The sequence below is a fragment of the Streptomyces sp. NPDC059917 genome (genome assembly GCF_042730635.1).
Lineage (GTDB): Bacteria > Actinomycetota > Actinomycetes > Streptomycetales > Streptomycetaceae > Streptomyces.
The window spans coordinates 55,641-80,823 of record NZ_JBHWLC010000029.1 but is presented as its reverse complement, the minus strand read 5'-3'; the positions used below and the strand labels follow the sequence as shown (position 1 = coordinate 80,823).

General features: G+C 73.3%; 24 protein-coding genes. 11 read left to right on the top strand and 13 right to left on the bottom strand.

Going from position 1 to position 25,183, the window contains the following annotated elements:
* Positions 1-81: 81 nt before the first annotated feature.
* On the top strand, positions 82-2,967 hold the full coding sequence (gcvP, locus tag ACFWAR_RS18800; protein WP_385778457.1) for an aminomethyl-transferring glycine dehydrogenase: 2,886 nt from the start codon (positions 82-84) through the stop codon (positions 2,965-2,967).
* A gap of 105 nt (positions 2,968-3,072) precedes the next feature.
* Here the strand turns inward: gcvP and ACFWAR_RS18795 are convergent, their stop codons facing one another.
* Entirely contained in the window at positions 3,073-3,279 is a 207-nt protein-coding gene (locus ACFWAR_RS18795) for a DUF5999 family protein (RefSeq protein ID WP_385778455.1), read from the bottom strand.
* A gap of 297 nt (positions 3,280-3,576) precedes the next feature.
* A complete protein-coding gene (locus ACFWAR_RS18790; protein ID WP_385778453.1) occupies positions 3,577-4,212 on the bottom strand; it encodes a hypothetical protein in 636 nt (211 codons plus the stop codon).
* Positions 4,213-4,707: 495 nt separating this feature from the next.
* Here ACFWAR_RS18790 and ACFWAR_RS18785 point away from each other — a divergent pair, with 495 nt between their 5' ends.
* Together ACFWAR_RS18785 and ACFWAR_RS18780 are read left to right on the top strand one after the other, a co-directional pair.
* Entirely contained in the window at positions 4,708-6,243 is a 1,536-nt protein-coding gene (locus ACFWAR_RS18785; RefSeq protein ID WP_385778451.1) for a glutamate-cysteine ligase family protein, read from the top strand.
* Between the two features lie 167 nt (positions 6,244-6,410).
* Positions 6,411-7,208, top strand: a complete 798-nt coding sequence (locus ACFWAR_RS18780; protein ID WP_385778449.1) for a CPBP family intramembrane glutamic endopeptidase — start codon at positions 6,411-6,413, stop codon at positions 7,206-7,208.
* A 31-nt stretch (positions 7,209-7,239) separates the two neighbouring features.
* Here the strand turns inward: ACFWAR_RS18780 and ACFWAR_RS18775 are convergent, their stop codons facing one another.
* From ACFWAR_RS18775 to ACFWAR_RS18755, 5 genes are all read right to left on the bottom strand, one after another.
* Positions 7,240-8,067, bottom strand: coding sequence for a PhzF family phenazine biosynthesis protein (locus ACFWAR_RS18775; protein ID WP_385778447.1), 828 nt, complete (start codon positions 8,065-8,067; stop codon positions 7,240-7,242).
* Between the two features lie 178 nt (positions 8,068-8,245).
* On the bottom strand, positions 8,246-9,172 hold the full coding sequence (locus ACFWAR_RS18770; protein ID WP_385778445.1) for a hypothetical protein: 927 nt from the start codon (positions 9,170-9,172) through the stop codon (positions 8,246-8,248).
* 26 nt (positions 9,173-9,198) lie between these two features.
* The gene (locus tag ACFWAR_RS18765) at positions 9,199-9,711 is read right to left on the bottom strand and encodes a GNAT family N-acetyltransferase (protein ID WP_385778443.1); all 513 of its coding nucleotides are present in this window, start codon (positions 9,709-9,711) and stop codon (positions 9,199-9,201) included.
* Between the two features lie 153 nt (positions 9,712-9,864).
* A complete protein-coding gene (locus tag ACFWAR_RS18760) occupies positions 9,865-10,293 on the bottom strand; it encodes a VOC family protein (RefSeq protein WP_385778441.1) in 429 nt (142 codons plus the stop codon).
* A gap of 50 nt (positions 10,294-10,343) precedes the next feature.
* Entirely contained in the window at positions 10,344-11,744 is a 1,401-nt protein-coding gene (locus tag ACFWAR_RS18755; RefSeq protein WP_385778439.1) for a Mucin-2, read from the bottom strand.
* A 353-nt stretch (positions 11,745-12,097) separates the two neighbouring features.
* Between ACFWAR_RS18755 and ACFWAR_RS18750 the strand changes: the two genes are divergently transcribed.
* Both ACFWAR_RS18750 and ACFWAR_RS18745 read left to right on the top strand, forming a co-directional pair.
* On the top strand, positions 12,098-13,261 hold the full coding sequence (locus ACFWAR_RS18750; RefSeq protein WP_385778437.1) for a serine hydrolase domain-containing protein: 1,164 nt from the start codon (positions 12,098-12,100) through the stop codon (positions 13,259-13,261).
* Between the two features lie 97 nt (positions 13,262-13,358).
* Positions 13,359-14,522, top strand: coding sequence for a serine hydrolase domain-containing protein (locus ACFWAR_RS18745; RefSeq protein WP_385778435.1), 1,164 nt, complete (start codon positions 13,359-13,361; stop codon positions 14,520-14,522).
* 311 nt (positions 14,523-14,833) lie between these two features.
* On the opposite strand, the gene ACFWAR_RS18740 is transcribed toward ACFWAR_RS18745, so the two are convergent.
* Positions 14,834-15,334, bottom strand: a complete 501-nt coding sequence (locus tag ACFWAR_RS18740; RefSeq protein WP_385778433.1) for a hypothetical protein — start codon at positions 15,332-15,334, stop codon at positions 14,834-14,836.
* A 278-nt stretch (positions 15,335-15,612) separates the two neighbouring features.
* Here ACFWAR_RS18740 and ACFWAR_RS18735 point away from each other — a divergent pair, with 278 nt between their 5' ends.
* Positions 15,613-16,221 carry a PadR family transcriptional regulator gene (locus ACFWAR_RS18735; protein WP_385778431.1) on the top strand — a complete coding sequence of 203 codons (609 nt, stop codon included), beginning with the start codon at positions 15,613-15,615 and terminating at the stop codon, positions 16,219-16,221.
* Between the two features lie 88 nt (positions 16,222-16,309).
* On the opposite strand, the gene ACFWAR_RS18730 is transcribed toward ACFWAR_RS18735, so the two are convergent.
* Entirely contained in the window at positions 16,310-16,738 is a 429-nt protein-coding gene (locus ACFWAR_RS18730; RefSeq protein ID WP_385778429.1) for an SRPBCC family protein, read from the bottom strand.
* Positions 16,739-16,877: 139 nt separating this feature from the next.
* Here ACFWAR_RS18730 and ACFWAR_RS18725 point away from each other — a divergent pair, with 139 nt between their 5' ends.
* Together ACFWAR_RS18725 and ACFWAR_RS18720 are read left to right on the top strand one after the other, a co-directional pair.
* Positions 16,878-17,966: a DMT family transporter gene (locus tag ACFWAR_RS18725; protein WP_385778427.1), complete on the top strand. Its 1,089-nt coding sequence runs from the start codon at positions 16,878-16,880 to the stop codon at positions 17,964-17,966.
* A 175-nt stretch (positions 17,967-18,141) separates the two neighbouring features.
* Complete coding sequence (locus tag ACFWAR_RS18720; RefSeq protein ID WP_385778481.1) at positions 18,142-19,128, top strand: DMT family transporter; 987 nt, start codon at positions 18,142-18,144, stop codon at positions 19,126-19,128.
* Here the strand turns inward: ACFWAR_RS18720 and ACFWAR_RS18715 are convergent.
* Positions 19,110-19,799, bottom strand: a complete 690-nt coding sequence (locus tag ACFWAR_RS18715) for a pyridoxamine 5'-phosphate oxidase family protein (protein ID WP_385778425.1) — start codon at positions 19,797-19,799, stop codon at positions 19,110-19,112. The genes ACFWAR_RS18720 and ACFWAR_RS18715 overlap by 19 nt on opposite strands.
* 37 nt (positions 19,800-19,836) lie before the next feature.
* Between ACFWAR_RS18715 and ACFWAR_RS18710 the strand changes: the two genes are divergently transcribed.
* Positions 19,837-21,168: an aminotransferase class I/II-fold pyridoxal phosphate-dependent enzyme gene (locus tag ACFWAR_RS18710; protein ID WP_385778423.1), complete on the top strand. Its 1,332-nt coding sequence runs from the start codon at positions 19,837-19,839 to the stop codon at positions 21,166-21,168.
* A gap of 98 nt (positions 21,169-21,266) precedes the next feature.
* On the opposite strand, the gene ACFWAR_RS18705 is transcribed toward ACFWAR_RS18710, so the two are convergent.
* Positions 21,267-22,304 carry a DMT family transporter gene (locus tag ACFWAR_RS18705; protein WP_385778421.1) on the bottom strand — a complete coding sequence of 346 codons (1,038 nt, stop codon included), beginning with the start codon at positions 22,302-22,304 and terminating at the stop codon, positions 21,267-21,269.
* A 74-nt stretch (positions 22,305-22,378) separates the two neighbouring features.
* On the opposite strand from ACFWAR_RS18705, the gene ACFWAR_RS18700 reads away from it, so the two are divergent.
* Positions 22,379-23,278: a LysR family transcriptional regulator gene (locus ACFWAR_RS18700; RefSeq protein WP_385778419.1), complete on the top strand. Its 900-nt coding sequence runs from the start codon at positions 22,379-22,381 to the stop codon at positions 23,276-23,278.
* Positions 23,279-23,366: 88 nt separating this feature from the next.
* Here the strand turns inward: ACFWAR_RS18700 and ACFWAR_RS18695 are convergent, their stop codons facing one another.
* Positions 23,367-23,825, bottom strand: a complete 459-nt coding sequence (locus ACFWAR_RS18695) for a pyridoxamine 5'-phosphate oxidase family protein (protein ID WP_385778417.1) — start codon at positions 23,823-23,825, stop codon at positions 23,367-23,369.
* Between the two features lie 76 nt (positions 23,826-23,901).
* Between ACFWAR_RS18695 and ACFWAR_RS18690 the strand changes: the two genes are divergently transcribed.
* Positions 23,902-24,546 carry a cysteine hydrolase gene (locus ACFWAR_RS18690; protein WP_385778415.1) on the top strand — a complete coding sequence of 215 codons (645 nt, stop codon included), beginning with the start codon at positions 23,902-23,904 and terminating at the stop codon, positions 24,544-24,546.
* Between the two features lie 3 nt (positions 24,547-24,549).
* On the opposite strand, the gene ACFWAR_RS18685 is transcribed toward ACFWAR_RS18690, so the two are convergent.
* Positions 24,550-24,933, bottom strand: a complete 384-nt coding sequence (locus ACFWAR_RS18685; RefSeq protein ID WP_385778413.1) for a hypothetical protein — start codon at positions 24,931-24,933, stop codon at positions 24,550-24,552.
* Positions 24,934-25,183 lie beyond the last annotated feature (250 nt).

The following is a 25,183-nucleotide window of genomic DNA, read 5'->3' as shown; positions in this document are numbered from 1 at the left end:
TGAGATGACAGAGGGGGAGGCCGTCCGGGTGCCCGCGCCGTGGTACCCCTCGCAGGTCGTACGACCAGGAGGCCTCCGTACATGACCGCCAACCGCATTCCGCTCTCCCAGCTGGAGCGAGGCATCCCCTTCGAGCAGCGCCACATCGGCCCGGATGCCGAGGCGCAGGCGAAGATGCTGGCCCAGGTGGGCTACGGCTCCCTGGACGATCTGACCGCCGCCGCGGTGCCGGACGTCATCAAGAGCGCCGAGGCGCTGAACCTGCCGGGTGCCCGCACCGAGGCCGAGGTGCTCGCCGAGCTGCGTTCGCTGGCCGACCGCAACCAGGTCCTGACCCCGATGATCGGCCTCGGTTACTACGGCACCTTCACGCCGCCGGTGATCCTGCGCAACGTCATGGAGAACCCGGCCTGGTACACGGCCTACACGCCGTACCAGCCCGAGATCTCGCAGGGGCGCCTCGAAGCGCTGCTGAACTTCCAGACGGTCGTCGCCGACCTGACCGGGCTGCCGACCTCCGGCGCCTCCCTGCTCGACGAGGGCACCGCCGCCGCCGAGGCCATGCAGCTCGCCCGCCGCGTGGGCAAGGTCAAGGGCGGGGTCTTCCTCATCGACGCGGACACGCTGCCGCAGACCATCGCGGTCATCCAGACGCGCGCCGAGCCCACCGGGGTCGAGGTCGTGGTCGCGGACCTGTCCGAGGGCATCCCGGCCGAGATCGCCGAGCGGGGCGTCTTCGGCGTGCTCCTCCAGTACCCGGGCGCCTCCGGTGCGGTCCGCGAGATCAAGCCGGTCATCGACCGGGCGCACGACCTCGGCGCGATCGTCACCGTCGCCGCCGACCTGCTCGCCCTGACCCTGCTCACCTCCCCGGGCGCGCTCGGTGCGGACATCGCCATCGGCACCACCCAGCGCTTCGGCGTCCCGATGGGCTTCGGCGGTCCGCACGCCGGTTACATGGCCGTCCAGGAGAAGCACGCCCGCTCCCTGCCCGGCCGCCTGGTCGGCGTCTCCGTCGACGCCGACGGGAACAAGGCCTACCGCCTGGCCCTGCAGACCCGCGAGCAGCACATCCGCCGCGAGAAGGCCACCAGCAACATCTGTACCGCGCAGGTGCTGCTCGCGGTCATGGCCGCCATGTACGCCGTCTACCACGGCCCCGACGGCCTGCGGACGATCGCCCGCCGCACCCACCGCTACGCCACCCTGCTCGCCGCGGGCCTCACCGCCGGCGGCGTGGAGCTGGTGCACGGCTCGTACTTCGACACGGTCACCGCCCGGGTGCCCGGCAAGGCCGACGGGGTCGTGGCCGCCGCCCGCGAGGCCGGGGTCAACCTCTACCGGGTCGACGCCGACCACGTCTCCGTCTCCTGTGACGAGACCACCCTGCGCGCCGACATCGACGCCGTGTGGGCCGCCTTCGGCGTCACCGCGGACATCGAGGCGCTGGACGAGGTCACCGCCGACACGCTGCCCGAGGGGCTGCTGCGCTCGGACGCCTACCTGAGCCACCCGGTCTTCCACCAGCACCGCTCCGAGACCGCGATGCTGCGCTACCTGCGCAAGCTGTCGGACAAGGACTACGCGCTGGACCGCGGCATGATCCCGCTGGGCTCCTGCACGATGAAGCTCAACGCGACCACCGAGATGGAGTCGGTGACCTGGCCCGAGTTCGGCCAGCTGCACCCCTTCGCCCCGGTCGAGCAGGCCGCGGGTTACCTCACGCTCATCACCGAGCTGGAGGAACGTCTCTGCGAGGTCACCGGTTACGACAAGGTGTCCATCCAGCCCAACGCCGGATCGCAGGGCGAGCTGGCCGGTCTGCTCGCGGTACGGGCGTACCACCGGGCGAACGGCGACGAGCAGCGCACCATCTGCCTGATCCCGTCCTCCGCGCACGGCACCAACGCCGCCAGCGCCGTGATGGCCGGCATGAAGGTCGTCGTCGTCAAGACGGCGGACGACGGCGAGGTCGACGCCGCCGACCTGCGCGCCAAGATCGAGCAGTACCGCGACGAGCTCGCCGTGCTGATGATCACCTACCCGTCCACGCACGGCGTCTTCGAGGAGCACGTCGCCGACATCTGCGCGCAGGTGCACGACGCGGGCGGCCAGGTCTACGTGGACGGCGCCAACCTCAACGCCCTGGTGGGCCTGGCCAAGCCGGGTCACTTCGGCGGCGACGTCTCGCACCTGAACCTGCACAAGACCTTCTGCATCCCGCACGGCGGCGGCGGCCCGGGCGTCGGCCCGGTCGGTGTCCGGGCGCACCTGGCCCCGTACCTCCCCAACCACCCGCTGCAGCCGACCGCCGGTCCCGCGACGGGCGTCGGTCCGATCTCGGCCGCGCCGTGGGGTTCGGCGGGCATCCTGCCGATCTCGTGGTCGTACGTGCGCCTGATGGGCGGCGAGGGCCTCAAGCGCGCCACCCAGGTGGCGGTGCTCGGCGCCAACTACATCGCCAAGCGCCTGGAGCCGCACTTCCCGGTGCTCTACACCGGCCCGGGCAACCTGGTCGCGCACGAGTGCATCATCGACATGCGCCCGCTGTCCAAGGCCACGGGTGTCAGCATCGACGACATCGCCAAGCGACTGATCGACTACGGCTTCCACGCGCCGACGATGTCCTTCCCGGTGGCCGGCACCCTGATGATCGAGCCGACGGAGTCCGAGGACCTCGCCGAGATCGACCGGTTCTGCGACGCGATGATCGCCATTCGCGCGGAGATCGAGAAGGTCGCGGCGGGCGAATGGCCGCTGGAGGACAACCCGCTGGCCAACGCCCCGCACACGGCCGCGGCGCTGGGCGGCGAGTGGAACCACCCGTACACCCGTGACGAGGCGGTCTTCCCGGGCGGGCTGACCGCCGCCGAGAAGTACTGGCCGCCGGTCCGCCGGATCGACGGCGCCTTCGGCGACCGGAACCTGGTGTGCTCGTGCCCGCCGCTGGACGAGTACGACAACTGATGCTCGTGCTCGCCCTTCGCTGAGAAACGAAAGGGGCCGGTCCGGGAGTATGCCTCCCGGGCCGGCCCCTTCCGCGTGCTCCGTGCGCGTTCCTCGGGCGGCTCGCTACGCCGCCTTCATCACCTGCGCCGCCGCGAGCGGACGGTGCGGAGCGATGATCCGGCCGTCCGGCAGCAGCTCACCGGTGTCCTCGAAGAGCAGGACGCCGTTGCACAGCAGGCTCCAGCCCTGTTCCGGGTGATTGGCCACGGGATGCGCGGCCTCCCGGTCGGCGGAGTCGGCGCTAGGGCAGGCAGGCTGGTGCTGGCACATGGATACGTTCTTTCGCTGCGGTGTGGTCTGCGTGCTGCGGCTCGATGCGTCGTTCATGGCCGCCCCCCGTATCAATCGGTGTGGTCAGGGTCCAGTGTTGCCCCACGGACTGGCGTCCGCAGGGATTTCCGGCAGCTGTCCTCATAGATTGATGACGCATCACCCGTGCGGGCGGTTCAGCTCAACTCCCCTGTCATTTCGGATGGTTCGGGACTGGCCCGAGCGGGCTAGGCCGAATGGGCACACTGGGCCACCGGGGCGCCGCAGGCGGGTCGGACCGGGCCGCGGCGGCCCGGATCAGGCGGCCGGAGCCGCCAGCGAGGGCGGCACCGGCGGACCCTGGGGGCTCGCCTGGCTCTGGGGGGTGAGGCGGTGGGTCAGCACGGGCAGCAACTCCGACACGGGGTGCGGGCGGTAGGCGGCGATGCCCGGCGGGGCGGGCGCCAACGGCACCAGCAGGTCGGCGGCGGCGGGCAGGCCGGCCGAAGCGGCGGCGCCGACCCCCTCGTGCAGCCACAGGGTGAGCATGTACAGCTCCGGTACGGACAGCAGCCGGGGCTGGTAGTTCTTGCCGAGGGATTCCGCCTGGCGCAGGGCGCGTTCGGTGGCGGCGACGTAGGGACCCTCGAAGAAGTGGGAGAAGACCCAGCCGTCCGCCGTCAGCCGGGTGTCCGCCGCGGCGACGAAGCGGTCGCCGCCGCGGATCAGGAACCTCCAACCGGTGAGCCGGGTGCGGGGCGGCCGGCCCGCCGTCGACGGCAGGAACTGGAGCCGGTCCAGTACGTGGACGGGCAGGGGGAGTTCGGCGGTCAGCGGTCCTGGGAGGGAGCGCAGCGCCGGCGTGAGCGCCTCGTGGACCGCGGTGGGGGAACCGAGTGCCGCGAGGACGCTGCGCAGGGCGGGCGCGGGGGCCGGAGGGACATGCAGCGGCATGGTGGGTCGCCTCTCACTTGGGAGACCTGGGAGAACGGGGGCAGGTGCGGACGGCGCTGTCGCATTCTGGGGCCAGAGGGGGGCTGAGGGGCAATGGCCGCGCGCCAACTCTCTGCCTCGTTTGCGGAGTTTATACGACATGTGTTCACGCAGTGTTTCGGCTAGCTGTCCCGCCCATTGCCGACAAGGCGCATACCGGTCCTGCTGCGGAGGATTCGTAGCTGCACGAGCGCGGGCATCTCACGCTGACCTCGGAGGTTACCCGAAGGGTGCTCGGCTGGAAAGCATCGGTATTGCGTACACGGAAAAGTCGACGGGGGCATTGCAGGATGCCCCTTGCCAGATGAATGTGCCGTAGCGCCTGTCGGCCAAACCGGCGCGCGCTGTCCGCCAGTCGTGCCCCCGCCGCGTTATCGATCACTCGGCCGGGGCATCATCGACCGTAACGTGCGCCCGGACGGACCGGGCCGGGCCCACTCGTGGAGGGACGCTTCGATGGGGGAGAAGGTCGTGGCAGGCGGATTCGACCTGTCCGATCGGCAACGGTATCGGAGGAAGCTTCACGAGTGCCTGGAGGGACTGGAGCGGCTTCTGGCGGAGAAGAGGTTCGATCGCCCCAAGAACATGATGGGGCTGGAGATCGAGTTGAATCTCGCGGGTTCCGACGGATTGCCGAGAATGGTGAATGCGCAGGTACTGGAGCGCATTGCGAGCCCCGATTTCCAGACCGAACTCGGAATGTTCAACCTGGAGGTCAACATACTTCCGCACCGGCTCGACGGCCGGGTATTCGACCAGCTCGCGGAAGAGCTGAGCGCGAGTCTCGCATATGCCAATCGACAGGCCGCGGAGATAGACGCCGGGGTGGTGATGATCGGCATCCTGCCCACGATCTCCCGCGGCGACCTCGTCTCCGCGAACCTCTCGGCGGTGGACCGCTACTCGCTGCTGAACGAGCAGATCCTGATGATGCGGGGCGAGGACTTCGTCCTCGACATCGACGGGGTGGAGCGGCTGACCTGGACCTCGGGGTCGATCGTCCCGGAGGCGGCCTGCACCTCGGTCCAGCTGCACCTCCAGGTCACCCCCGCCCGGTTCGCGGACGTGTGGAACGCAGCGCAGGCGGTGGCGGCGGTACAGATCGCCGTGGGCGCCAACTCCCCCTTCCTCTTCGGGCGCGAGCTGTGGCGGGAGTCGCGGCCCCCGCTCTTCCAGCAGGCCACCGACACCCGGCCGCCCGAGCTCCAGGCGCAAGGGGTGCGGCCGCGGACCTGGTTCGGCGAGCGCTGGGTCGACTCGGCGTACGAACTCTTCGCGGAGAACGTCCGCTACTTCCCGGCGCTGCTGCCGATCTGCGACGAGGAGGAGCCGCTGCGGGTGCTCGGCGAGGGCGGGGTGCCCAGCCTCCAGGAACTCGTCCTGCACAACGGCACCGTCTACCGCTGGAACCGGCCCGTGTACGGGGTCGCCGACGGGGTGCCGCACCTGCGGGTGGAGAACCGGGTGCTGCCGGCCGGGCCCACCGTCACCGACGTGGTCGCCAACGCCGCCTTCTACTACGGGCTCGTGCGCACCCTCGCCGACGAACAGCGCCCGGTGTGGAGCAGGCTGCCCTTCGCGGAGGCGGAGGCCAACTTCGACGCGGCCTGCCGGTACGGGATCGACGCGCGGCTGCGCTGGCCGCGCCGGGGCCGGGGCGGGGGACTGGCGAGCGTGTCCGCGGTCCGGCTCGTGCTGGAGGAGCTGCTGCCGATGGCGGCGGCCGGGCTCGACGCCTGGGGCATCGAGCCCGCGGACCGGGACCACTACCTCGGGATCATCGAGGAGCGCTGTCGCCGCCGCGCCAACGGTGCGACCTGGCAGGTCGAGACCTACCACCGGGCGCTGGCCGCCGGGCTGGAGCGGGACGCGGCGCTCGCGGCGACCACCCGCCGCTACACCGAGCTCATGTACAAGGGGGACCCCGTGCACACCTGGCCCGCCGGGTTGCCGGAGGAGGAGGTGAGCGCGGCCCTGACCGCGGGGCGGTAGGACGTCGGGGGCCGTCGGGCGGAGCCGCTCCGTCCGGCGGCCGAGCCGCGTCCGGCGGCCGCTCCCGCGCGGCGCCGCGTCCTGCCCGGTGATCCCGGCGCGCCGTCGAGCGGGCAGTATGGGGTGGTCGGAGCGGGACGGTGGGTCGGAGCGGGACGGAGTCAGGCGTGCGGGCGGATCCGGAGCCGGTGGTCGGGACCTTGCGCGAGGACGGGCGGCGGGTCCTGCGGACCGAGACGCTGCTGGTGCTCGCCCTGTCGCTGGGGGCGAGCGCGGTCTCGGCGCTCATCAGCTTCATCGGCTCGCTCACCAAACCGGGCGGGCTGAAGGACCAGGCCGCCACGCTCAACGGCTCCTACGCGCCGGGCCGCCCCTGGCTCGACCTGTCCTGGCAGCTCTTCGGGATCGCGACCGCGCTGGTCCCCGTACTCCTCGTGGCCCACCTGCTCACCCGCGAGGGCGCGCCCGGTCTGCGGGTGCTGGGTTTCGACCGCACCCGGCCCCGCGCGGACCTGGGGCGCGGGGTGCTCGTCGCGGCCGGGATCGGCAGCGCCGGGCTCGCCTTCTACCTGGCGGCGCGCGCCTCGGGCTTCAACCTGACGGTGGTGCCGGAAGCGCTGCCCGACGTGTGGTGGAAGTTCCCCGTACTGATCCTCTCCGCGGTGCAGAACTCCGTGGTGGAGGAGGTCATCGTGCTGGCCTACCTGCTGCGCAGGCTGGACGGGCTGGGGTGGTCGCCGATGGCCGCGCTGCTGGCCAGTTCGGTTCTGCGCGGCTCGTACCACCTCTACCAGGGGATCGGCGGCTTCCTGGGCAACGTCGTCATGGGCGTCGTCTTCGTCCTGCTCTACCGGCGCTGGGGCCGGGTGGGGCCGCTGGTGGTCGCGCACGCGCTGCTCGACATCGTCGCCTTCGGCGGGTACGCGCTGCTCGCCGGGAAGGTCGGCTGGCTGCCCACGCCCTGAGGGGCCGGGACGCGGGCCGCGGCGGACCGGTTCAGGGAGCGGTCAGCAGCTCCCCGTCGACGACGGTGACGGCGTGCCCGGTCAGGAACGTACGGTCCCCCGCGAGCCGGACCCTGACCAGGCCGGTGCGGGCCGAACCCTGGAAGCCGGTCAGCTCGGTACGGCCCAGACGCGCGGCCCAGAAGGGCGCGAGCGCGGTGTGCGCGCTGCCGGTGACCGGGTCCTCGTCGACGCCGACGGCGGGGAAGAAGCCGCGGGAGACGAAGTCGTACCCCCGGGCGGGGTCCTCGGCGGCGGCGGTGACGATCAGCCCGCGCTTCGCGTAGGCGGCGACCACCGCGAGGTCGGGGCGCAGCTCGCGCACGGCGCGCTCGTCGGCCAGCTCCACCAGCAGGTCGCCGATGTGGGCGGCGGTGTCGTGGACGGAGCGCACCTCCACCCCGCCCAGCGCCAGGGCGAGGGCCTCCGGGAGCTCGTACGGGCTGAGCGTGGAGGTCGGGAAGTCCATGGTCACCGTGCCGTCCTCGGCGGCCTCGGTGGTGAGGACGCCGCAGCGCGCGGCGAACCGGACCGGTCCGTCCGCCAGGCCGGTGCTCGCCAGGACGTGCGCGGTGGCGAGGGTGGCGTGGCCGCACATGTCGACCTCGGCGGTCGGGGTGAACCAGCGCAGCGCCCAGTCGGCCTCACCGCCGGGCGGCAGCGGGTGCGCGAAGGCGGTCTCGGAGAGGTTGACCTCGGCGGCGACCCGCTGGAGCCACGCGTCGGGCGGGAAGCCCGCGGCGCCGTCCAGGAGCAGGACTCCGGCGGGGTTGCCCTGGAAGGGCCGGTCGGTGAAGGCGTCGACGATTCGGATGCGCATGCCTTCGACCGTAGGACGGCCCGTGACCGGCGGACAAAGGCCAATTCCGGGTGGGTGGCCTTGCGACCGGCCCCGGCGGTGCGGTTCGGGGTTTGGCGGTGCGGTTCGGGGTTTGGCCGTGCGGTTCGGGGTCCGGCCGTGCTGTTCGGAGTCCGGCGGTGCGGTTCGGGGTCCGGTGTCAGTCGGCCCGGTGGTGGAGGACCACCACGTCGCCCGCGTCCGGATCGCCCATGAGCACGAACAACTCGGGCCGCTCCCGGGTCCCCGCCACCTCCCACCGCAGCTCCGCGCTCTCGCATGTGGGGAAGGTCAGGACCACGGCCGCCCGTCGGCCGAGCCCCGTCCTGCGCGCGGGCTCGGAGCGCCAGGTGCCGTGTCCGGTGCAGTGGCCGACGACGTCGAAGCCGTCGTGCACCGGCAGCTGCTCCGCCGCCGCGTCGCCCCCGTTGCCGAGCGTCAGGTCGACGCCCTCGCCCGTCCACCGGCCGACGAGATCGACGTGCCCGAGGACGGGCGGCTCGTAGGCGGGGGCCATGGCGCCGAGGACGAGGGTGACGAGCGTGGCCACCGCGATCGGGCCGAGCGCCCAGAGCCGGATCCTGCCCCGCCGTATCCGCCGCATCCGGGCGAGCACCGCGACGGCCACGGGCGGGAACCCGACGGCGGCCGTCCAGCCGAGGGTGGTGGCGTACCCGGCGCCGGTGAGCACCGAGAGCGGCAGGGCGTACCCGGCCGCGAACACGAGCGCGGTGGGCGCGGCCCACCGCGGAGCGGCGATCCGGGTGCGCACGCCGAGGGCGTTGGAGGCCAGCATCACCGGGGTGGTGAAGAGCAGGCTGTGCAGGCAGCCCGCCGCGAAGGCGAGCGGGGGGCCGAAGACGACCATCACGAACAGTCCGAAGAGCACGGCGATGCCGCCGCCGTAGCCGCGGCCGTAGGGCTCGGCCGCGAGCGAGGCGAGCTGTGCGTACAGAGCGGCGCACAGGAGCGTGCCGCCCCCCACGACCTCGGCGCCCGGAGCGATGCCGCTCCAGGCTCGTGAGTGGCGCGGCGGCTGCATGGCGTCGACCTGCTGGTACACGGCGAGGCCCCCCTCGGGCTTCAATTGAACGTGTTCAATTGAAGTGGACACTACACCCTTGGCGCCCTCGCGTGCTCCTCCCGGTCGAGGGCGTGAACGGTGCAGGGGCGGCCGAGGACCGTGTCCTCGCGCAGCGGGGTGAATCCGAGGCGCCGGGCGACGGCGGTGGAGGCCGTGTTGCCGTGGTGGATCATGGCGGTGATCCGCTGGAGGCCCAGCGGTCCGAAGCCCCACGCGAGCACGGCGCGGGCGGCCTCGGTGGCGTAGCCGTTGCCCCAGTGGTCGCGGGCGAAGGTCCAGCCGATCTCGGTCTCGTCGAACTCCTCCCACCAGTTCAGGCCGGAGCGTCCGATCGCCTCGCCGGTGCCGCGCAGTTCGACGGCGCACAGGCCGTGGCCGCGCCGGGTCCACTGGTCCTGTATCGCGCCCAGGCGCGCGGCGGCCTGCTCCCGGTGGTAGCCGCCGACGAACCGGTTGACCTCGTCGTCCGCGTGGAGGCGCACCCACCAGTCGGTGTCGGCTTCGGTGAGCGGGCGCAGTCGGAGGCGGTCTGTGGTGATCACTGGAATTCGGTCCTCGTGTCCGTGGGTCAGTGGGTCAGTGGGTCCGTGGGTCCGTGGGTTCGTGGGTCCGTGGGTTCGTGGGTCAGTGGGTTCGTGGTCAGTGGGTTCGTGATGTACGGGGCGTCCGGTCGCCGTGTGCAAGGGGCGCGGTCCTCAGTCGACGCAGAACTCGTTGCCCTCGATGTCCAGCATCGGGATGCACGCGTCGTTGCCGTCGTACAGCGTCCGCACGTGCACCGCGCCGAGCGGGACCAGGCGTGCGCACTCGGCTTCCAGCGCGGCGAGCCGCTCCTCGCCCACGAGGCCGGTGCCGACCCGGATGTCGAGGTGCAGCCGGTTCTTGGCGGCCTTCCCCTCGGGGACGCGCTGGAAGTACAGCCGCGGGCCGACGCCCGAGGGGTCGCCGCAGGCGAACCAGGCGTCGCGCTCCTCGGCGGGCTGCGTACGCCTGAACTCGTCCCAGGTGGCGAAGCCCGACGGCGGCGGCGCCGGGACGTACCCCAACACCTCGCACCAGAAGAGGGCGAGGCGCTCCGGTTCGGCGCAGTCGAAGGTGACTTGGAACTTCTTGATCGATGACATCGGCCCACCGTAACGGCCCGCGCGGGGCGGGAGTCGGGCCGCCCGGAGGGTCAGCCGGGCACGCCCGCCCGGGCGAGGACGGCGGCCATCTCGGCCTCGGGCAGCGCCGGGTTGGCGCCCGCGCCGGACGCCAGCTCGGGGACGTGGAGCGCCTCGCGGAGCCGGTGGAGCGGGAGGCGCGGGTCGGCGGCCGCCGCCTGGCGCGTCCAGACCTCGGGGTCGTGGCTCAGCCGCTCGATCAGCGCGGGCGTCGCGGCCGGATCCCGGACGGCCAACCGGCGGTACGCGCCGTCCTCGTGGTCCGCGAAGCGTGCGGCGAGGCCCGCGCGCGGGAAGCGGGGGTGCGTCTGCGCCATCCAGGCGGAGAAGGTGCCGCCGAGCCGCGCGTACACGCGCATGAGGACCTGCTCCGGGGCGTCGGGGTGGTGCACGCACAGGAGGGCCTCCACCAGCGGGTCACCGCTGCGCGCGAGCAGGTGCAGCAGGTCGGGCGGCAGGTGGGGGCTCCGGGCGGCGGCGCGCCGCAGCAAGGGGTGGGTGGAGGTCGCGGCCCGTCGCAGTACCTCGGGATCGGTGAGCCCGTCCCGTACCCACGCCACGTCCCCGCGGTCGAACTCCCGCGCCGTGAAGTCGATCGACATGCGCCGCGCCTCGTCCCACTCCGGCCTGAGGGAGACCGCGAGCCGCACGTCCCCGTCGGGGTCTACGGCGAGCCGCTCCACGAGGTCGGCGGGCAGCGACGGGTTCTCGGCGAGGGCGCTCAGGTGCCGCCCCTCGGCCACGCACCGCTCGGCGTCGGCGCGGTGCAGGAGCCCGTGGCGCAGCGCCTCGGCCGCGGACCCCGGATCCCGCAGGAGCGCGGCGGTGACGTCGGCGTCCCGTCGGCAGGCCCCCAGCGCGGCGGCCCGCCGCACGTCGGGGTCGGGGTCGGCGAGCAGTGCCGACCGCTCGGCCGGGGCCAGCTCCTCCCAGGCGCGCGCCGCGCTCCGGCGCGCCACCGGGTCGGGGTGCGCGGCCAGCGAGGCCGTGAACGGCGGTGCCAGGTAGGGCGAGTCCAGCAGGGCCGCCCGTACGGCGGGGTCGGGGTCGTCGAGCAGGCGGGCGCACACGTCGTCCGGCAGCGGTGCCACGGTCGTGCGCGGGGTGTGCCACTCGGGTCCGTACGCGAGGGCGGCCCGCACCCGGGGGGAGGGGTCGTCGACGAGCCGGGACCGCTGTGCGGGCCCGGCCCCGGCGCTCATCGCGAACTCGATCCGGGTCCGCGGGTTCGGGTGGGCCAGGATCACGGCGACGGCCCGCTCGGGCAGGTCGGCCCGCTGGAGGGCGTGCCGGGGCGGACCGTCGCCACCCCCGTCGAAGGCGAGCAGGCGCAGCAGCAGCGGTGTCGGCAGCGCCGGATTCCGCGCGACTCCGTCCAGTGCGGACGCGTGGGGCGCGCGGGACGCGGCCATGGTTCCTCCCCGTTTCTGCTGATCTCCTGCGGCCTGGTGCGGCCTCGTGCAACTCGTGGGACTCGTGCGGCTTCCTGCGGCCTACCGCGGCCTACCGCGGCTTCGTGCGGCTTCCCGCGACGGATCCGATGGCCGGGGGCTTCTGCGGTCGGTCCGCACCATGATCCCTGACCCGTGCGCGATGGGCGGATCCTCCGCACGGCCCGGGAGCGGGGTCCTGTGCCCGGGCCCTGTCCGGAGCTTGCTCCCGGGTGCGATCTCGTTCTCCACGCCGAGCAATTGACGGTCACTCGGCTGGTCCCCTTGAAGGGCGCCGGGAACGGATCCGGCGCCCTGATCCGAGAGGTCCTCCCATGATCGAGCACGCACCGCAGCGCCACTCCCCGAACCGTCACCGCCGGGCCCGGCGCGGGGTGGCCGCGGCCGTGACCGCCGTCGCCGCAGCCGTGGTGGCCGGTGCGCTGACGCCCACCACCGCCTCCGCCGGCCCGCGACCGGACACCGTGCAGCAGCGCCTCGACACCCTGGTCAAGGGCGACGGGGTGCCCGCCGCCCTCGGCACGGTCAAGGGCCGTGACGGCCGCGTCCGCACCTACACCTCCGGTGTCGGGAACGCGGCGACCAAGGCCAAGGTGCCGGTGGACGGCCAGGTGCGGATCGGCAGCAACACCAAGGCGTTCACCGCCGTCGTGATCCTCCAGCTGGTGGCGGAGGGCAAGGTGGGCCTGGACGCGAACGTCGACACCTACCTGCCCGGTCTGGTGCGCGGGGACGGCATCGACGGCCGGAAGATCACGGTCCGGCAGCTGCTCCAGCACACCAGCGGCCTGCCCGAGTACGTGGACCGGGACGCGGTCCTCAACTCCCCCCGGCGCTACTACGAGCCGCGCGAACTCCTCGACGCCGCCCTGTCCCAGAAGGCCCACTTCGCACCGGGCGCCCGCTGGGAGTACAACAACACCAACTACCTGCTGGCGGGCCTGATCATCCAGAAGGTCACCGGGCGTCCGCTCGGCGAGGAGGTGACCAAGCGGGTCATCGACCGGATCGGGCTGCGCCACACCTACTTCCCCAAGCCCGGTGACATGACGATCCGCGAGGCCCACCCCAAGGGCTACCAGCGCGCGGCGGACGGCTCGCTGCGCGACTACTCCGAGCTGGACCCGTCCTGGGGCTGGGCGGCCGGGGCGCTGGTCTCGACCAACACCGACGTCACCCGGTTCTACGGTGCGCTGCTCGGCGGGCGGTTGCTGCCCGCGGCCCAGCTCGCCCAGATGCGGACCACCGTCGCCGCCGACGAGATCGGCCCCGGCGTCCGCTACGGGCTCGGCCTGGTGAGCCGGCCCCTCTCCTGCGGCGGCCTCGCCTGGGGCCACGGCGGGACGATCCCGGGGTACGACACGGCGGGCGGGGCCACCGACGACGGTCGCGCCGTGAACTTCACCGTGACGACGATCCCGGACGCCGCCACCGCGAAGCACGTCGACGAGGCGGTGGACGCGGCGCTCTGCCGCTGATCCCCGAACTCCCGCGGCCCCGGCCGCACCCCCGTCACAGCCCGGTCGGGCTCGGCCCCGCCGAGCCCGACCCCTTCTTCCCAGCAGTGGAGTCCTGATGAACGAGCACGCCCCCCAGAGCGCGGCGCACCGGATCCGACGCGGGCGGTACGCGGTGGTGGCGACGGCCGCCGCCGCGGTCGCCCTGGTCGCCCAGGCACCGGCGCCGGTCTCGGCCGCACCGCGCCCGGACGTCGTGCAGCAGCGCCTCGACGCCCTCGTCAAGGACGGCGGGATGCCCGCCGCCCTCGCCACGGTCAAGGGCCGTGACGGGCGCAGCCGCACCTACACCGCGGGTGTCGGCGACCTGGCGACCGGGGGCCGGGTGCCCGTCGACGGGCAGATCCGGGCCGGTAGCAACACCAAGGCGTTCACCGCCGTCGTCGTCCTCCAGCTGGTGGCGGAGGGCAAGGTGGAGCTGGACGCCGCCATCGACACCTACCTCCCGGGCCTGGTGCGCGGGGAGGGCATCGACGGCCGGAAGATCACCGTCCGGCAGCTGCTCCAGCACACCAGCGGCCTGCCCGACTACATGGGCGCCCCCGCCCTGGCCGACTTCACCACCATCCAGTTCCGCTACTTCGAGCCGCGCGAACTCCTCGACGGGGCGCTCGCCCAGAAGGCCCGCTTCGCGGCCGGGACCGGCTGGGAGTACAGCAACACCAACTATCTGGTGGGCGGTCTGCTCGTCCAGAAGGTCACCGGGCGCCCCTTCGGCGAGGAGGTGACCAAGCGGGTCATCGACCGGATCGGGCTGCGCCACACGTACTTCCCCGCGACCGGGGACACGGCCGTCCACGAGGCCCACCCGCACGGCTACCTCAGCACCGTGCCGGGTGCGCCGCTGATCGACTACACCGCGATGGACACCTCGATGGCCTGGTCCGCCGGCGCCGTCGTCTCCACCAACTCGGACCTCAACGCCTTCTACGGGGCGCTCCTGGCGGGCCGTCTGCTGCCCGCCGCCCAGCTGGCCCAGATGCGCACCACCGTCCCCGCCGAGTTCCTGGGTCCCGGGGTGCGCTACGGCCTCGGCATCCAGAGCAGGCCGCTCACCTGCGGCGGGCTGGTCTGGGGGCACGGTGGGACCTCCCCCGGCTACCGGACCCGGGGCGGCGTCACGCAGGACGGTCGCGCCGCCACCGTGACGGTCACCACCGTCCCGGGTGCGGCCACCGGACAGCTCGTGAACGACGCGGTCGACGCGGCGCTCTGCCGCTGACCCCGGCTCCGCCCGCGCGGCGGTGCGACCTACCGGGGCGGGGCCGCGCCTACACGTCCGGTTCCACTGGGTGGGCGCGTAGCCACCGCTCCTCGAACTCGCACCGGCCGATCTCCAGGCCGGCCAGCCCGGGAGGCATCGGGGAAGCGTCGACGTGGACCGTGCACGGACCCACCACCACGCGCCGCCCGTGCCGTAGTCGTGCAGGACGAGGAAGCGCCGCGGGGCAGTTACGTGAGGTGCGCGTCGCGGGTACCGGTCATGGGGGCTGAGCGAGCGCGGGGAGCGGGAGACCCTCTGAACGGCTGGCTCTACCCGGCGCCGAGCGCGGCCGCAATGCCGTCAAGGATCTGGACGAACTCCTCGGCCGGGACCTCGACCACGAAGACCTCTCCGGCGTCTTCGGGGTGGTTGAGCAGGTGTTCCTCACGCCAGAACTCCAGCGTGATCACCAGACGGTCCCCTTCGTGGAACAGGAAGGCCGTCACGTTGTCGGTGGTGGGCCCCCAGAGCAGGACCCGATACGGGCCCAACCGGCAGTCGGCCCCTGGCTCGTCGTCGGCCGCCGAGTGCTCCACGAGCCGCCGGTGTGTGGCCTCGGCGGACGCGTCGGGGAACGGGAGGGGAGAACCCTCGCCGGACCGCAGCCAAGCGGCGGCGGCCAGGACATCGCGGCGGAACTGGGGGACGTAAGCCACGTTGTCGTCGCAGGTCAGCCACTTTCCAGCTGCCCAGAGGTCGACCCGGCACAGCGGGCCTGGCTCGCCGACCTCTGCGGCGAACCGGGACTTGTCTCCCAGAAGCACGTTCACGTCAGTGACCGTCGCAGATTCAGCCCTTCCTGAACCATCGAATATTTCGCCGCGGCAGCGGCCGGCCCGCCTCGGCCGCAACGAGTGAGTCAGCGTCGGGCCAACTTCGCCGGCAAACGGTCCTTCACTGTCCCAGGCCGGCCTCGGAGCCGTTCCGGGCGTATCGGAGCGAGCGGTCCCGATATATCGTTGACACATCGCGAGCGATCAGCGATGGTTGTGATGTCGGACAACGACACGGATTGATCAGCAGGAACAATGACGAAAGGAGCGCAGTCATGCGTTCACACGGACATGAGCACGGACACGAGCACGGTCGTGGGCACGGGCACTGCGGGCCGGACCGTCAGGGTGACTTCGAGGGTCGGCGCGCCGCCTTCGGTCCGTTCGGGCCGCCCTTCGGGGGGCCCTTCGGCGGGCGCGGCGGGCGTGGCGGACCGCACCGGCGGGCGCGGCGGGGTGACGTCAGGGCATCGATCCTGGCGCTCCTCGTGGACCGGCCGATGCACGGCTACGAGATGATCCAGGAGATCGGCGAGCGCAGCGGCGGAGCCTGGAAGCCCAGCCCGGGGTCGGTCTACCCGACCCTCCAGATGCTGGAGGACGAGGGGCTCATCAGCAGCGCGAGCGAGGGCGGCAAGAAGCTGTTCACGCTGACCGACGCCGGGCGCACCGAGGCCGAGGCGGGCTCCGCGGCCCCCTGGGACGAGGCCGGGCGCGGGTTCGACCGCGAGGCGATGAACGAGATCCGCACGGCCGGCTTCGGTCTGATGGAGGCCTTCGGCCAGGTCTGGAAGACCGGCTCGTCCGAACAGCGGGAGAAGGCCGTCGCGGTCATCAACGAGGCCCGTAAGAAGCTCTACCTGATCCTCGCCGACGAGCACTGACCGTCCGGCGGGAGGTACGGCCGAGCGCCCCGCGCGTCATGACGCGCGGGGCGCTCCCGCATGGGTGCGCGGTGCGGTGGGCGACCGGTCAGGCGACCAGGCCCGCCAGCTTGCGCAGGGACTCGTTCAGCGCGGCGCCGGCCGAGTCCTTCAGCTTGCCCGCCATGAGGGAGACGGCCGCGCCCTGGAAGTCGCCGTCGATGCGCACGGTCGTCGCGTCCCCGTCCGGGATCAGGGTGTAGCGGGTGCCCACGACCACGCCCATCGGGCCCTTGCCGCGGATGGCGAAGACGCGCTCGGTCTCCAGCTCCTCGATCGTCCACACGACCTCGGCCGGGAAGCCCATCATCTTCATGTTCTCGGCGAAGGTGGAGCCGACGGCCAGGGTCTCCGGGCCGCCCTTGGGGAACCCGGTGTGGGTCATGCTCCACTGGCCGTACGCGTCCCAGTCCGTGAGCTGCGACCAGAGCGCGGAGGCGGAGGCCTCGATGCGTGATTCCGCGGTGACTTCGGCCATGGGACCGCCCCTTCTCGTCGGCTGTGTCCGGCGGAACGTAGTCCCGGTCGGCGGAACATTCAAGACTGACGACCTGTCAGGAAATCTCAACAGGCGTCACCCCGATGACGCTCCTGACGAGGGCTGTCATGATGTGCCGATGCAAGCGTCAGGGAGAAATGCCGGACTGGGCCTCGCCCTCGTTTCGGCGTGTGCGTTCGGTGGTTCCGGGGTGGCGGCGAAGCCGCTGATCGAGGCGGGTCTGGACCCGTTGCACGTGGTCTGGCTGCGGGTGGCGGGGGCGGCTCTGGTGATGTCCCCGTTGGCCTGGCGCCACCGTGGACTGTTGTTCCGCAAACCCGCGCTGCTCGCCGGCTTCGGCCTGGTCGCCGTGGCCGGGGTGCAGGCCTTCTACTTCGCCTCCCTGTCCCGGATTCCGGTCGGCGTGGCCCTGCTGCTGGAGTACCTCGGTCCCGCGCTGCTGCTCGGCTACATCCGCTTCGTCCAGCGCAAGCCGGTGACCCGGGCGGCCGCCGCCGGGGCCGCGGTGGCCGTCGTCGGTCTGGCCTGCGTCGTCGAGATCTGGGCCGGGCTGCGGCTGGACCCGCTCGGCGTGCTGCTCGGCGTGGCCGCCGCCTGCTGCCAGGCCTTCTACTTCGTGCTGGCCGACCAGGGCGCGGACGGGGAGGACGTGCCCGATCCCTTCGGGGTGATCGCGTACGGCATGGTCATCGGCGCGCTGGTGATGACCGTGATCGCGCGGCCCTGGGGCATGCGGTGGGCGGTCCTGGGGCGGGACGCCGACGTCGGCGGACTGTCCGTGCCCGCGCTGGTGCTCGTCGGCTGGGTGGTGCTGATCGCGACGGTCGCGGCCTACCTGACCGGGGTGGTCTCGGTGCGCATGCTCTCGCCGCAGGTGGCGGGCGTCGTCGCCTGCCTCGAAGCGGTCGTCGCCACCGTGCTGGCCTGGGTGCTCCTCAAGGAACACCTCTCGACCCCGCAGATCATCGGTGGTGCGCTGGTGCTGGGCGGTGCCTTCATCGCGCAGACCTCGCGGCCCGCGGCGCCGAAGCCGGGCCCGGGCCCGGGCACCGGGGACGGGCGGAGCGCCCCGGACCCGGCCGCCCCGGACCCGGCCGCCCTGGGGCCGGGAGCCATGGACCGGGCGGTCCTGGGGGCCGACCGGGAAGCCGTCGACGGGGGAGCCCCCGAACCCGGGGCGCTGGACCGGACGGCCGCGACGGCCTAGGGTCACGACCATGCTGACGAACGTGCTTCCGCCTCCCGCCGCCTGACGCGGGCGGCCTCGCCACTGCGCCGACGTACCCCGCCCGGAGTCACCGGGCCGGTCCGTGCTGCCCGCGAAGAGATGACCGTTCCCCTCATCCTTCACGTCACGCGGAGCACACGTGTCGAAGCAGTCGATGCAGTCGAAGCATCTGTACCTCGTCGTCGCCGGAGCCGCCTGGGGCACCGCCGGGGCGGCCGCCTCACTCCTCTTCCTGGCCAGTGACCTCGGTCCGCTGGCCCTGTCCTTCTGGCGCTGCGCGGGCGCCCTGGTCCTCCTCCTCGGGGCGCTGGCCCTGCGCCGCCCGCGGGGCGGCCGGCGAGCGTCGGGGCCGCGGCCGTCGGTGGCCTCGCTGGTCGTCACCGGGCTGCTCTTCACCCTGTTCCAGGCCGCCTACTTCGGGGCCGTGCGCGAGACCGGGCTCGCGGTGGGGACGGTGGTCACCCTGGGCGCCGGGCCGGTGATGATCGCGCTCGGGGCGCGGTACTGGATGGGCGAACGGCTCGGCCGGGGCGGGGCGGCCGCCGTCTGCGGCGCGCTGGCCGGGCTGGTGGCGCTGACGCTGGGCGGCGAGGGCGCCGAGGTGCGGCCCGCCGGGGTCGGCTGGGCGCTGCTGTCGGCCTCCGGCTACGCGGCGATGACCCTGCGCACGCGCGCCCTCGGGCGGCGCGGGGCGGGCGGGGACCCCTTGGTCACGACCGCGTGGTCTCTGGCGGTCGGCACGGTGTGCCTGCTGCCGGCGGCCGTGCTGGAGGGGCTGGTTCCGCACACCGCGCAGCCGGGTCGGGTGCTGTGGCTGCTGGTGTACGTGGCGACGGTGCCCACCGCGCTCGCGTACGTCCTCTACTTCACCGGTGCGGCCGCGGTGCGCGCCGCCACGGTGTCCGTGATCATGCTGATCGAGCCGGTGAGCGCCGCGCTGATCGCCGTACTGGTCCTGGGGGAGCGGCTGACCGGGTCGGTGGTGCTCGGCATCCTGCTCCTGCTGGCGGCGGTCCTCGCGCTGATCGTCGCGGAGGGCCGCCGTCCGCAGCAGGAGGGCGCCGCCGGGGCGGACGGCCCCGGCGGCGCGGCGGACGGGCCCGAGGTGGGGCCCGTACCCGCTCAGAGCGCGGCGATGTAGTCCGGTACCTCGATCCCGGGGGCCAGGTCGGCCGCCGGGACCGGGGCGCCGTAGGTCCGCGCGACCGGGACCACGCCCGACCAGAACGGCAGGTCCAGGTCCCGGGCCTCGTCGTTGGGGCCGCCGGTGCGCAGCTTCGCCGAGACCTGTTCGAGGTCGAGCCGGATGACGGCGGTGGCGGCCAGTTCCTTGGCGTCGGCCGGGCGGGAGTCCGCCGAGCGGCCCGCCACCACCTGGTCGACGAGGGCGTCCAGGGCCGTCCGGCGCTCCGCCTCGTCGGTGACCTCGTACGCCGTGCCGTGCACCACGACCGACCGGTAGTTCATCGAGTGGTGGAAGGCCGACTTGGCCAGCACCAGCCCGTCGAGGTGCGTGACCGTGACGCACACGGGCAGGCCCGGGTCGGCCTTGCCCGCGGCGAGCAGCGGGCGCGAACCGGTGGAGCCGTGGATGTAGAGCGCCTCGCCGACCCGACCGTAGAGGGTCGGCAGGACCACCGGAGCGCCGTCGCGGACGAAGCCGAGGTGGCAGAGGTATCCCTCGTCGAGTATCGCGTGCACCGTCTCGCGGTCGTAGCGCGCGCGGTCGCGGGAGCGGGAGGGGATGGTGAGGTCCGTCGGCTCGTAGGCGTCGGTCGCGGGGTCGTGGGCGGCGGCAGGCGCGGCGGTCATGATGCGAACTCCATTGCACTAGTGCATACTGTTCTTTGTGCTAGGAGAATACACAATCGTCGGGAGCCGTGCATCCGAGATCGCGGCCAGTGTCGAAGCGGGCGTGGGCTCCGGGGAGCTGGCCCCCGGCGCCCTGCTGCCACCGATGCGGGAACTGGCGGCGGCGCTCGGGGTCAACCCGAACACCGTCGCCGCCGCCTACCGCACGCTGCGCGAACGCGGGGTCATCGAAACCGACGGGCGGCGCGGCAGCCGGGTGCGCGCCCGACCCGCCAGCGCCCCGCGGGACGGCCTGCGGGTGGCGGTGCCGCCGGGCGGCCGGGACGTGGCCAGCGGCAACCCCGATCCGGCCGTACTGCCCGACCTGTCCGGGGCGCTGGCGGCCGCGGCCCGGCGCTACGCGCAGGCGCCCACCCGGTACGGGGACGACCCCGTCGTCCCCGAACTGGCCCGGCTCGCCCGGGCCGGGCTCGACGCCGACGGGGTGCCCGCCGGGCCCGTCGGGCTGACCTCGGGCGCGCTGGACGCGATCGAACGGGTGCTGTCGGCGCACCTGCGCCCGGGGGACGCCGTGGCGGTCGAGGATCCGGGGTGGGGCAGCGTGCTGGACCTCGTGCCCGCGCTCGGCCTGCGGATCGCGCCCGTCGCCGTCGACGACGAGGGGCCGGTGCCCGAGGCCGTCGAGCGGGCCCTCGCGGAGGGCGCGCGGGCGCTGGTGGTCACCGCGCGGGCGCAGAACCCCACGGGCGCGGCGGTGAGCGCGGCGCGCGCCGCCGCGCTGCGGGAGCTGCTGGCCCGCCACCCGCACGTGCTCGTCGTCGACGACGACCACGGGCACGGCATCGTCGACCTGCCGCTGGAATCCCTGGGCGGGGTCACCCGGCACTGGGCGCTGGTGCGCTCGACCGCCAAGGCGTACGGGCCGGACCTGAGGCTCGCGGTGCTGACGGGGGACGCGGTCACGGTGAACCGGGTGCTGGGCCGCCAGCGGCTGGGCCCCGGCTGGGTGAGCCGGCTGCTCCAGTACGCCGTCGTCGAACTGTGGACCACGGGGGCCGTGGACGGGGCCGCGGCGGCGCGGGCGTACGGAGAGCGGCGGGACGCCCTGGTGGCGGCGCTGCGGGAGCGGGGCGTGGCCGCGCACGGGCGCAGCGGCATGAACGTGTGGGTGCCCGTGTCGGACGAGACGGGGGCGGTGACCCGGCTCCTCGCGGCGGGCTGGGCGGTGGCGCCGGGGGCGCGCTTCCGCGTGGACAGCGGTCCGGGCGTACGGATCACCGTGTCCCCGGTGGCCCCGGCCGAGATCCCGGCGCTGGCGGACGAGGTGGCGCGGGCGGTCCGCCCGGCGCGGGGGGTCCGCTACGACTAGCAGACACACCCTCGGGCCTGTCGTCACGCTCCTGTGGTCGCCCGGAGGGCGGGCGGGAGCGTGACGACAGGCCCGAGGGGGAGGGGCCGGTGGCGGGGTCAGCCCTTCTTGCGCGGGCCGGACCGGGTCTGGGTCAGGGCGGCGCCGGCGAGGACGATCGCGGCGCCCACCGGGGTGTTCCAGTGCAGTTGCTCGCCCAGGACGAGGACGCCCGCCGCGGTGGCGATCACCGGGATGAAGTACGTGACCATCTGGGCCGTGGTCGGGCCGATCTCGCTCACCAGGCCGTACTGCATCTGCAGGGCCATGCCCGTCCCCAGCGCGCCCAGCGCGACCACCGACAGCGTGGGCCACAGCGGGAAGGAGGTCGGCGCGCTGGTGAACGCGGCGCTCACCGCCGCCAGTTGGAGGGTGGCGACGATCAGCTGGGCGCCGGTCAGCGCCACCGGCGAACCGGGGGTGCCGGCGAGCGTGCGGCGGACGTAGATCCAGCCGATCGGGTAGCAGAGGGACGCGAGCAGGGCGAAGGCCGTGCCCTTCGCGTCGACCCCCGCGAAGCCCTGCCAGGCGCCGAGGACCGTCAGCACCCCGAGGAAGCCGAGGCCGAGACCGGCGAAGCGGCGCCGGGTCGGCCGGTCCTCGGAGAGGGCGACCAGGGACAGGGCCATGCCCCACAGCGGGGAGCTGGCGTTGCAGATGCCCGCGAGGCTGGAGGGGATGCTCAGCTCGGCGTAGGCGAAGAGCGAGAAGGGGACGCTGTTGAGCAGCAGCGCCGCCACCGACAGGTGGCCCCAGGTCCGCAGCCCCCGGGGGAGCGGCTCGCGCCGGACGAGCAGGACGGTGACGAGGGCGAGCGCGCCGAAGAAGACCCGACCCATGGAGACGTGGAAGGGGGCGTACGCCTCGGTGCCCACCTTGATGAACAGGAAGCTGAACCCCCAGACCACGGAGAGGATCGCGAAGCGGATCCGCCAGTCGAGGCCCGGGCGGGAAGCGGCCGCGGTGGTGGTCGTGACGGCGGTCGGCGCGGTGGCCGCGGGACCGGGACCGGGACCGGGACCGGGGGCGGGGGCGGCGGTGGGGACGGCTGCGGCGGAGGTGGGGAGGGTCGGCCGGGCGGGTGCGGATGCGCTCATGGAGATCACTCTGCTCCGTACGACCTCGTAGAACAAGCGAGACTTCTTTCGCCCCACGCCGTAGCATCGCTTACATGTTGAACCTGGAGCGCCTGCGCACGCTCGACGCCCTCGCCCGGCACGGCTCGGTCAGCGGGGCCGCCGACGGTCTGCACGTCACGACCTCGGCCGTCTCCCAGCAGATGGCCAAACTGGAGCGCGAAGTGGGCCAGCCGTTGCTCTCCAAGTACGGGCGCGGGGTCCGCCTGACCGATGCGGGGCGACTGCTCGCCGACCACGCCGCACGGATCATCTCCCAGGTGGAGCTGGCCCAGTCCGACGTGGAGGCCCAGCGCGGCTGCGTCGTCGGCGAGCTGAGGATCGGCGCCTTCCCCACCGCGATGCGCGGACTGCTGCCGCGCACCCTCACCGCGCTGCGCGCCGCGCACCCCGAGCTGCGGGCCCGGGTGACCGAGCAGGAGCCGGAGCAGAGCATGCGCGCGGTGGTGCGCGGGGACCTCGACCTCGCGGTGGCCATCGACTGGCACAACCGGCGGATGCCGGTGCCCGCCGAACTCTCCCGCGCCCACCTGCTCGACGACACCGTCGACATCGCGATGCCCGCGGGGCACCCGATGGCCGAGCGGAGCGGCATCTCGCTCGCCGACTTCGCGGACGACGACTGGATCTCCTGGAACGAGGGCCAGTTCTGCCACGAGTGGCTGGTCTTCACGCTGCGCGGCCTGGGCGTGGAACCGCGCATCGCGCACATCGCCGAGGAGTACCACACCCAGCTGGCGTTCGTCGAGGCCGGGCTCGGGGTGTGCGTGGCGCCCCGGCTCGGGCGCGGGCCGGTGCCGCCCGCGGTGCGGCTGCTCCCGGTGTGCGACACGCTGCGCCGCCACGTGTACGTCGTCTGGCGCGCGGACGCCGATCGGCGGCCTTCGATCCGCGCGGCGGTGGCGGCGCTTCGGGACGCCGCGGCCCTGCTCTGAGAGGGCCTGCGCGCGGCTGCGTACGCCCGGCTGCATACGCCCGCTACGGGTGCCCGGCTGCGGGTGCCCGGTTCGGCGGCCCGGCGCCCTACCGCTTGCGGAAGTCCCAGGACACCACCGAGTCCGGGGTGAGGCGGATCCAGGCGTGCCGCCCGTCGTGCGGCATCTCGGTGATGCCGAAGTTCTTCGCCGGGAAGAGCCGCTCGGCCTCCTCCAGCTCCGGGCAGGGTTCGCCGGTCCGGGGCGCCTCGCCGACGAAGACCGCGCTGCCGGAGAGCTCGACGCCGCGCAGCTCGTCGTACTCCACGCCCGCGTCCACGACCACCGAGATCCGCGGGTCCTTCCGCAGGTCCGCCCAGCGGCGGCTGCGGGTGATCGAGTACAGCCACAGCGAGGTGCCGTCCCAGGCGAACCAGAGGGCGCCGACGTGCGGGCGGCCGTCGCCGGAGACGGTGGCGACCCGGCAGGTGCGCTCGGCGCGCAGGAACGCGTCCACCTCCGCGCCGGTCATCATGATCCGCCGGCCGCGCCGCTGTGCGTCGTCCATCTGCCCCACGCCCCTTCACATCTGACTATGTGTCAGGAATCATGAAGGCTCTTCCGTCATCACGCCAGGGGGATGCATGTCCCAGGACGCCGCCCGCCGCGACCGGCTCAGGGCGCAACTCGACCCCGCCACGACCGCGCTGCTCACCGTCGAGTGTCAGAACGGGGTCGTCGGCGCGGACAGCGCGCTGCCCGAGCTGGCCAAGGAGGCCCAGGCGTCGGGCATGTTGGGGCGGGTGGCCGCGCTCGTCGACGCCGCGCACCTGGCGGGCGTACAGGTCCTGCACGCGGTGGCCGAGCGGCGGCCGGACGGGCGGGCGGCCAACTCCAACGCGCGCCTCTTCCGTGCGGCCGGGAAGCTCCCGGTCCAGCAGCTGTCGGGCACGCGGGCGGTCGGGGTCGCCGAGCCGATCGCGGTCGCCGAGGAGGACATCGTCGTACGCCGACTGCACGGGCTGTCCCCGATGGCCGGGACCGACCTGGACGCCCTGCTGCGCAACCTCGGCTGCCGCACCCTGGTCGTCACCGGGGTCTCGGCCAACGTCGCGATCCCGAACACGGTCTTCGACGCGGTCAACCTCGGCTACACCGTCGTGGTCCCGGCCGATGCGATCGCCGGGGTGCCGGCCGACTACACCCCGCAGCTGATCCGCAATTCCCTGGCCCTGGTGGCCACCGTCACCACGGCCGAGGATGTCATCGACACCTGGGCGCGCGACTGAACGTCAGCCGCGGCGGCCGGTGCCCTGCGCGAGGAGGGCGTCGCCGACCAGGCGGACCCCGCGGGACAGTCGGCCCAGCTGCTGGAGCTCGACGGCGTACATCCTGATGGAGTTCTCGATCACGGCGGCGGCCACGCCCATCGAGGGGAGTTCGGCCCGGCTGGTCTCCAGGGCGATGCGCATCGTCCGTACCTCGTGCCGCAGTTGGAGCTGGGCGTGGCGGGCGAGCAGCGCGGGGTGGCGGGTCAGCGTCGGGTAGCTGCCGTAGCGGGCCGGGAGCAGGTCCCGTAGCCAGTGCACGGCGGTGCGTTCCCAGTCCTGGGTGCCGGGGGCCTTGACCTGGCAGGGCCAGTCGGGGCTGAGCGTGATGGAGGCAGTCTGGCGCATGCTCGTCGCTTCCGAGTGGTGTCGAACTCTGATCGAGACGTTGCTGCGGCGGCCCCGGCCCAGGGGTTGGCCGGGACCGCCGTGAGCGCTCCGGTGGATCCGAAAGCCGGGATCGGGCACGGGTGGGACGTGAGGAGGAGTGGCGTCACACCGCGTGCCCGTCTCCGGGAGGGCTTGGGGTGAGCTCTCCGTGGCGTCTGGTGGATCCGGGGCGCTCGGCAAGTAAACATATATACCGTCGGGTAAGCAA

What these genes read in the sequence shown, in the direction of transcription:
- gcvP (WP_385778457.1), top strand. Translation starts at nt 82, where the DNA reads ATGACCGCCAACCGCATTCCGCTCTCCCAGCTGGAGCGAGGCATCCCC.
- ACFWAR_RS18795 (WP_385778455.1), bottom strand. Translation starts at nt 3,279, where the DNA reads ATGTGCCAGCACCAGCCTGCCTGCCCTAGCGCCGACTCCGCCGACCGG.
- ACFWAR_RS18790 (WP_385778453.1), bottom strand. Translation starts at nt 4,212, where the DNA reads ATGCCGCTGCATGTCCCTCCGGCCCCCGCGCCCGCCCTGCGCAGCGTC.
- ACFWAR_RS18785 (WP_385778451.1), top strand. Translation starts at nt 4,708, where the DNA reads ATGGGGGAGAAGGTCGTGGCAGGCGGATTCGACCTGTCCGATCGGCAA.
- ACFWAR_RS18775 (WP_385778447.1), bottom strand. Translation starts at nt 8,067, where the DNA reads ATGCGCATCCGAATCGTCGACGCCTTCACCGACCGGCCCTTCCAGGGC.
- ACFWAR_RS18760 (WP_385778441.1), bottom strand. Translation starts at nt 10,293, where the DNA reads ATGTCATCGATCAAGAAGTTCCAAGTCACCTTCGACTGCGCCGAACCG.
- ACFWAR_RS18755 (WP_385778439.1), bottom strand. Translation starts at nt 11,744, where the DNA reads ATGGCCGCGTCCCGCGCGCCCCACGCGTCCGCACTGGACGGAGTCGCG.
- ACFWAR_RS18750 (WP_385778437.1), top strand. Translation starts at nt 12,098, where the DNA reads ATGATCGAGCACGCACCGCAGCGCCACTCCCCGAACCGTCACCGCCGG.
- ACFWAR_RS18745 (WP_385778435.1), top strand. Translation starts at nt 13,359, where the DNA reads ATGAACGAGCACGCCCCCCAGAGCGCGGCGCACCGGATCCGACGCGGG.
- ACFWAR_RS18735 (WP_385778431.1), top strand. Translation starts at nt 15,613, where the DNA reads ATGCGTTCACACGGACATGAGCACGGACACGAGCACGGTCGTGGGCAC.
- ACFWAR_RS18730 (WP_385778429.1), bottom strand. Translation starts at nt 16,738, where the DNA reads ATGGCCGAAGTCACCGCGGAATCACGCATCGAGGCCTCCGCCTCCGCG.
- ACFWAR_RS18725 (WP_385778427.1), top strand. Translation starts at nt 16,878, where the DNA reads ATGCAAGCGTCAGGGAGAAATGCCGGACTGGGCCTCGCCCTCGTTTCG.
- ACFWAR_RS18720 (WP_385778481.1), top strand. Translation starts at nt 18,142, where the DNA reads ATGCAGTCGAAGCATCTGTACCTCGTCGTCGCCGGAGCCGCCTGGGGC.
- ACFWAR_RS18715 (WP_385778425.1), bottom strand. Translation starts at nt 19,799, where the DNA reads ATGACCGCCGCGCCTGCCGCCGCCCACGACCCCGCGACCGACGCCTAC.
- ACFWAR_RS18705 (WP_385778421.1), bottom strand. Translation starts at nt 22,304, where the DNA reads ATGAGCGCATCCGCACCCGCCCGGCCGACCCTCCCCACCTCCGCCGCA.
- ACFWAR_RS18700 (WP_385778419.1), top strand. Translation starts at nt 22,379, where the DNA reads ATGTTGAACCTGGAGCGCCTGCGCACGCTCGACGCCCTCGCCCGGCAC.
- ACFWAR_RS18695 (WP_385778417.1), bottom strand. Translation starts at nt 23,825, where the DNA reads ATGGACGACGCACAGCGGCGCGGCCGGCGGATCATGATGACCGGCGCG.
- ACFWAR_RS18690 (WP_385778415.1), top strand. Translation starts at nt 23,902, where the DNA reads ATGTCCCAGGACGCCGCCCGCCGCGACCGGCTCAGGGCGCAACTCGAC.
- ACFWAR_RS18685 (WP_385778413.1), bottom strand. Translation starts at nt 24,933, where the DNA reads ATGCGCCAGACTGCCTCCATCACGCTCAGCCCCGACTGGCCCTGCCAG.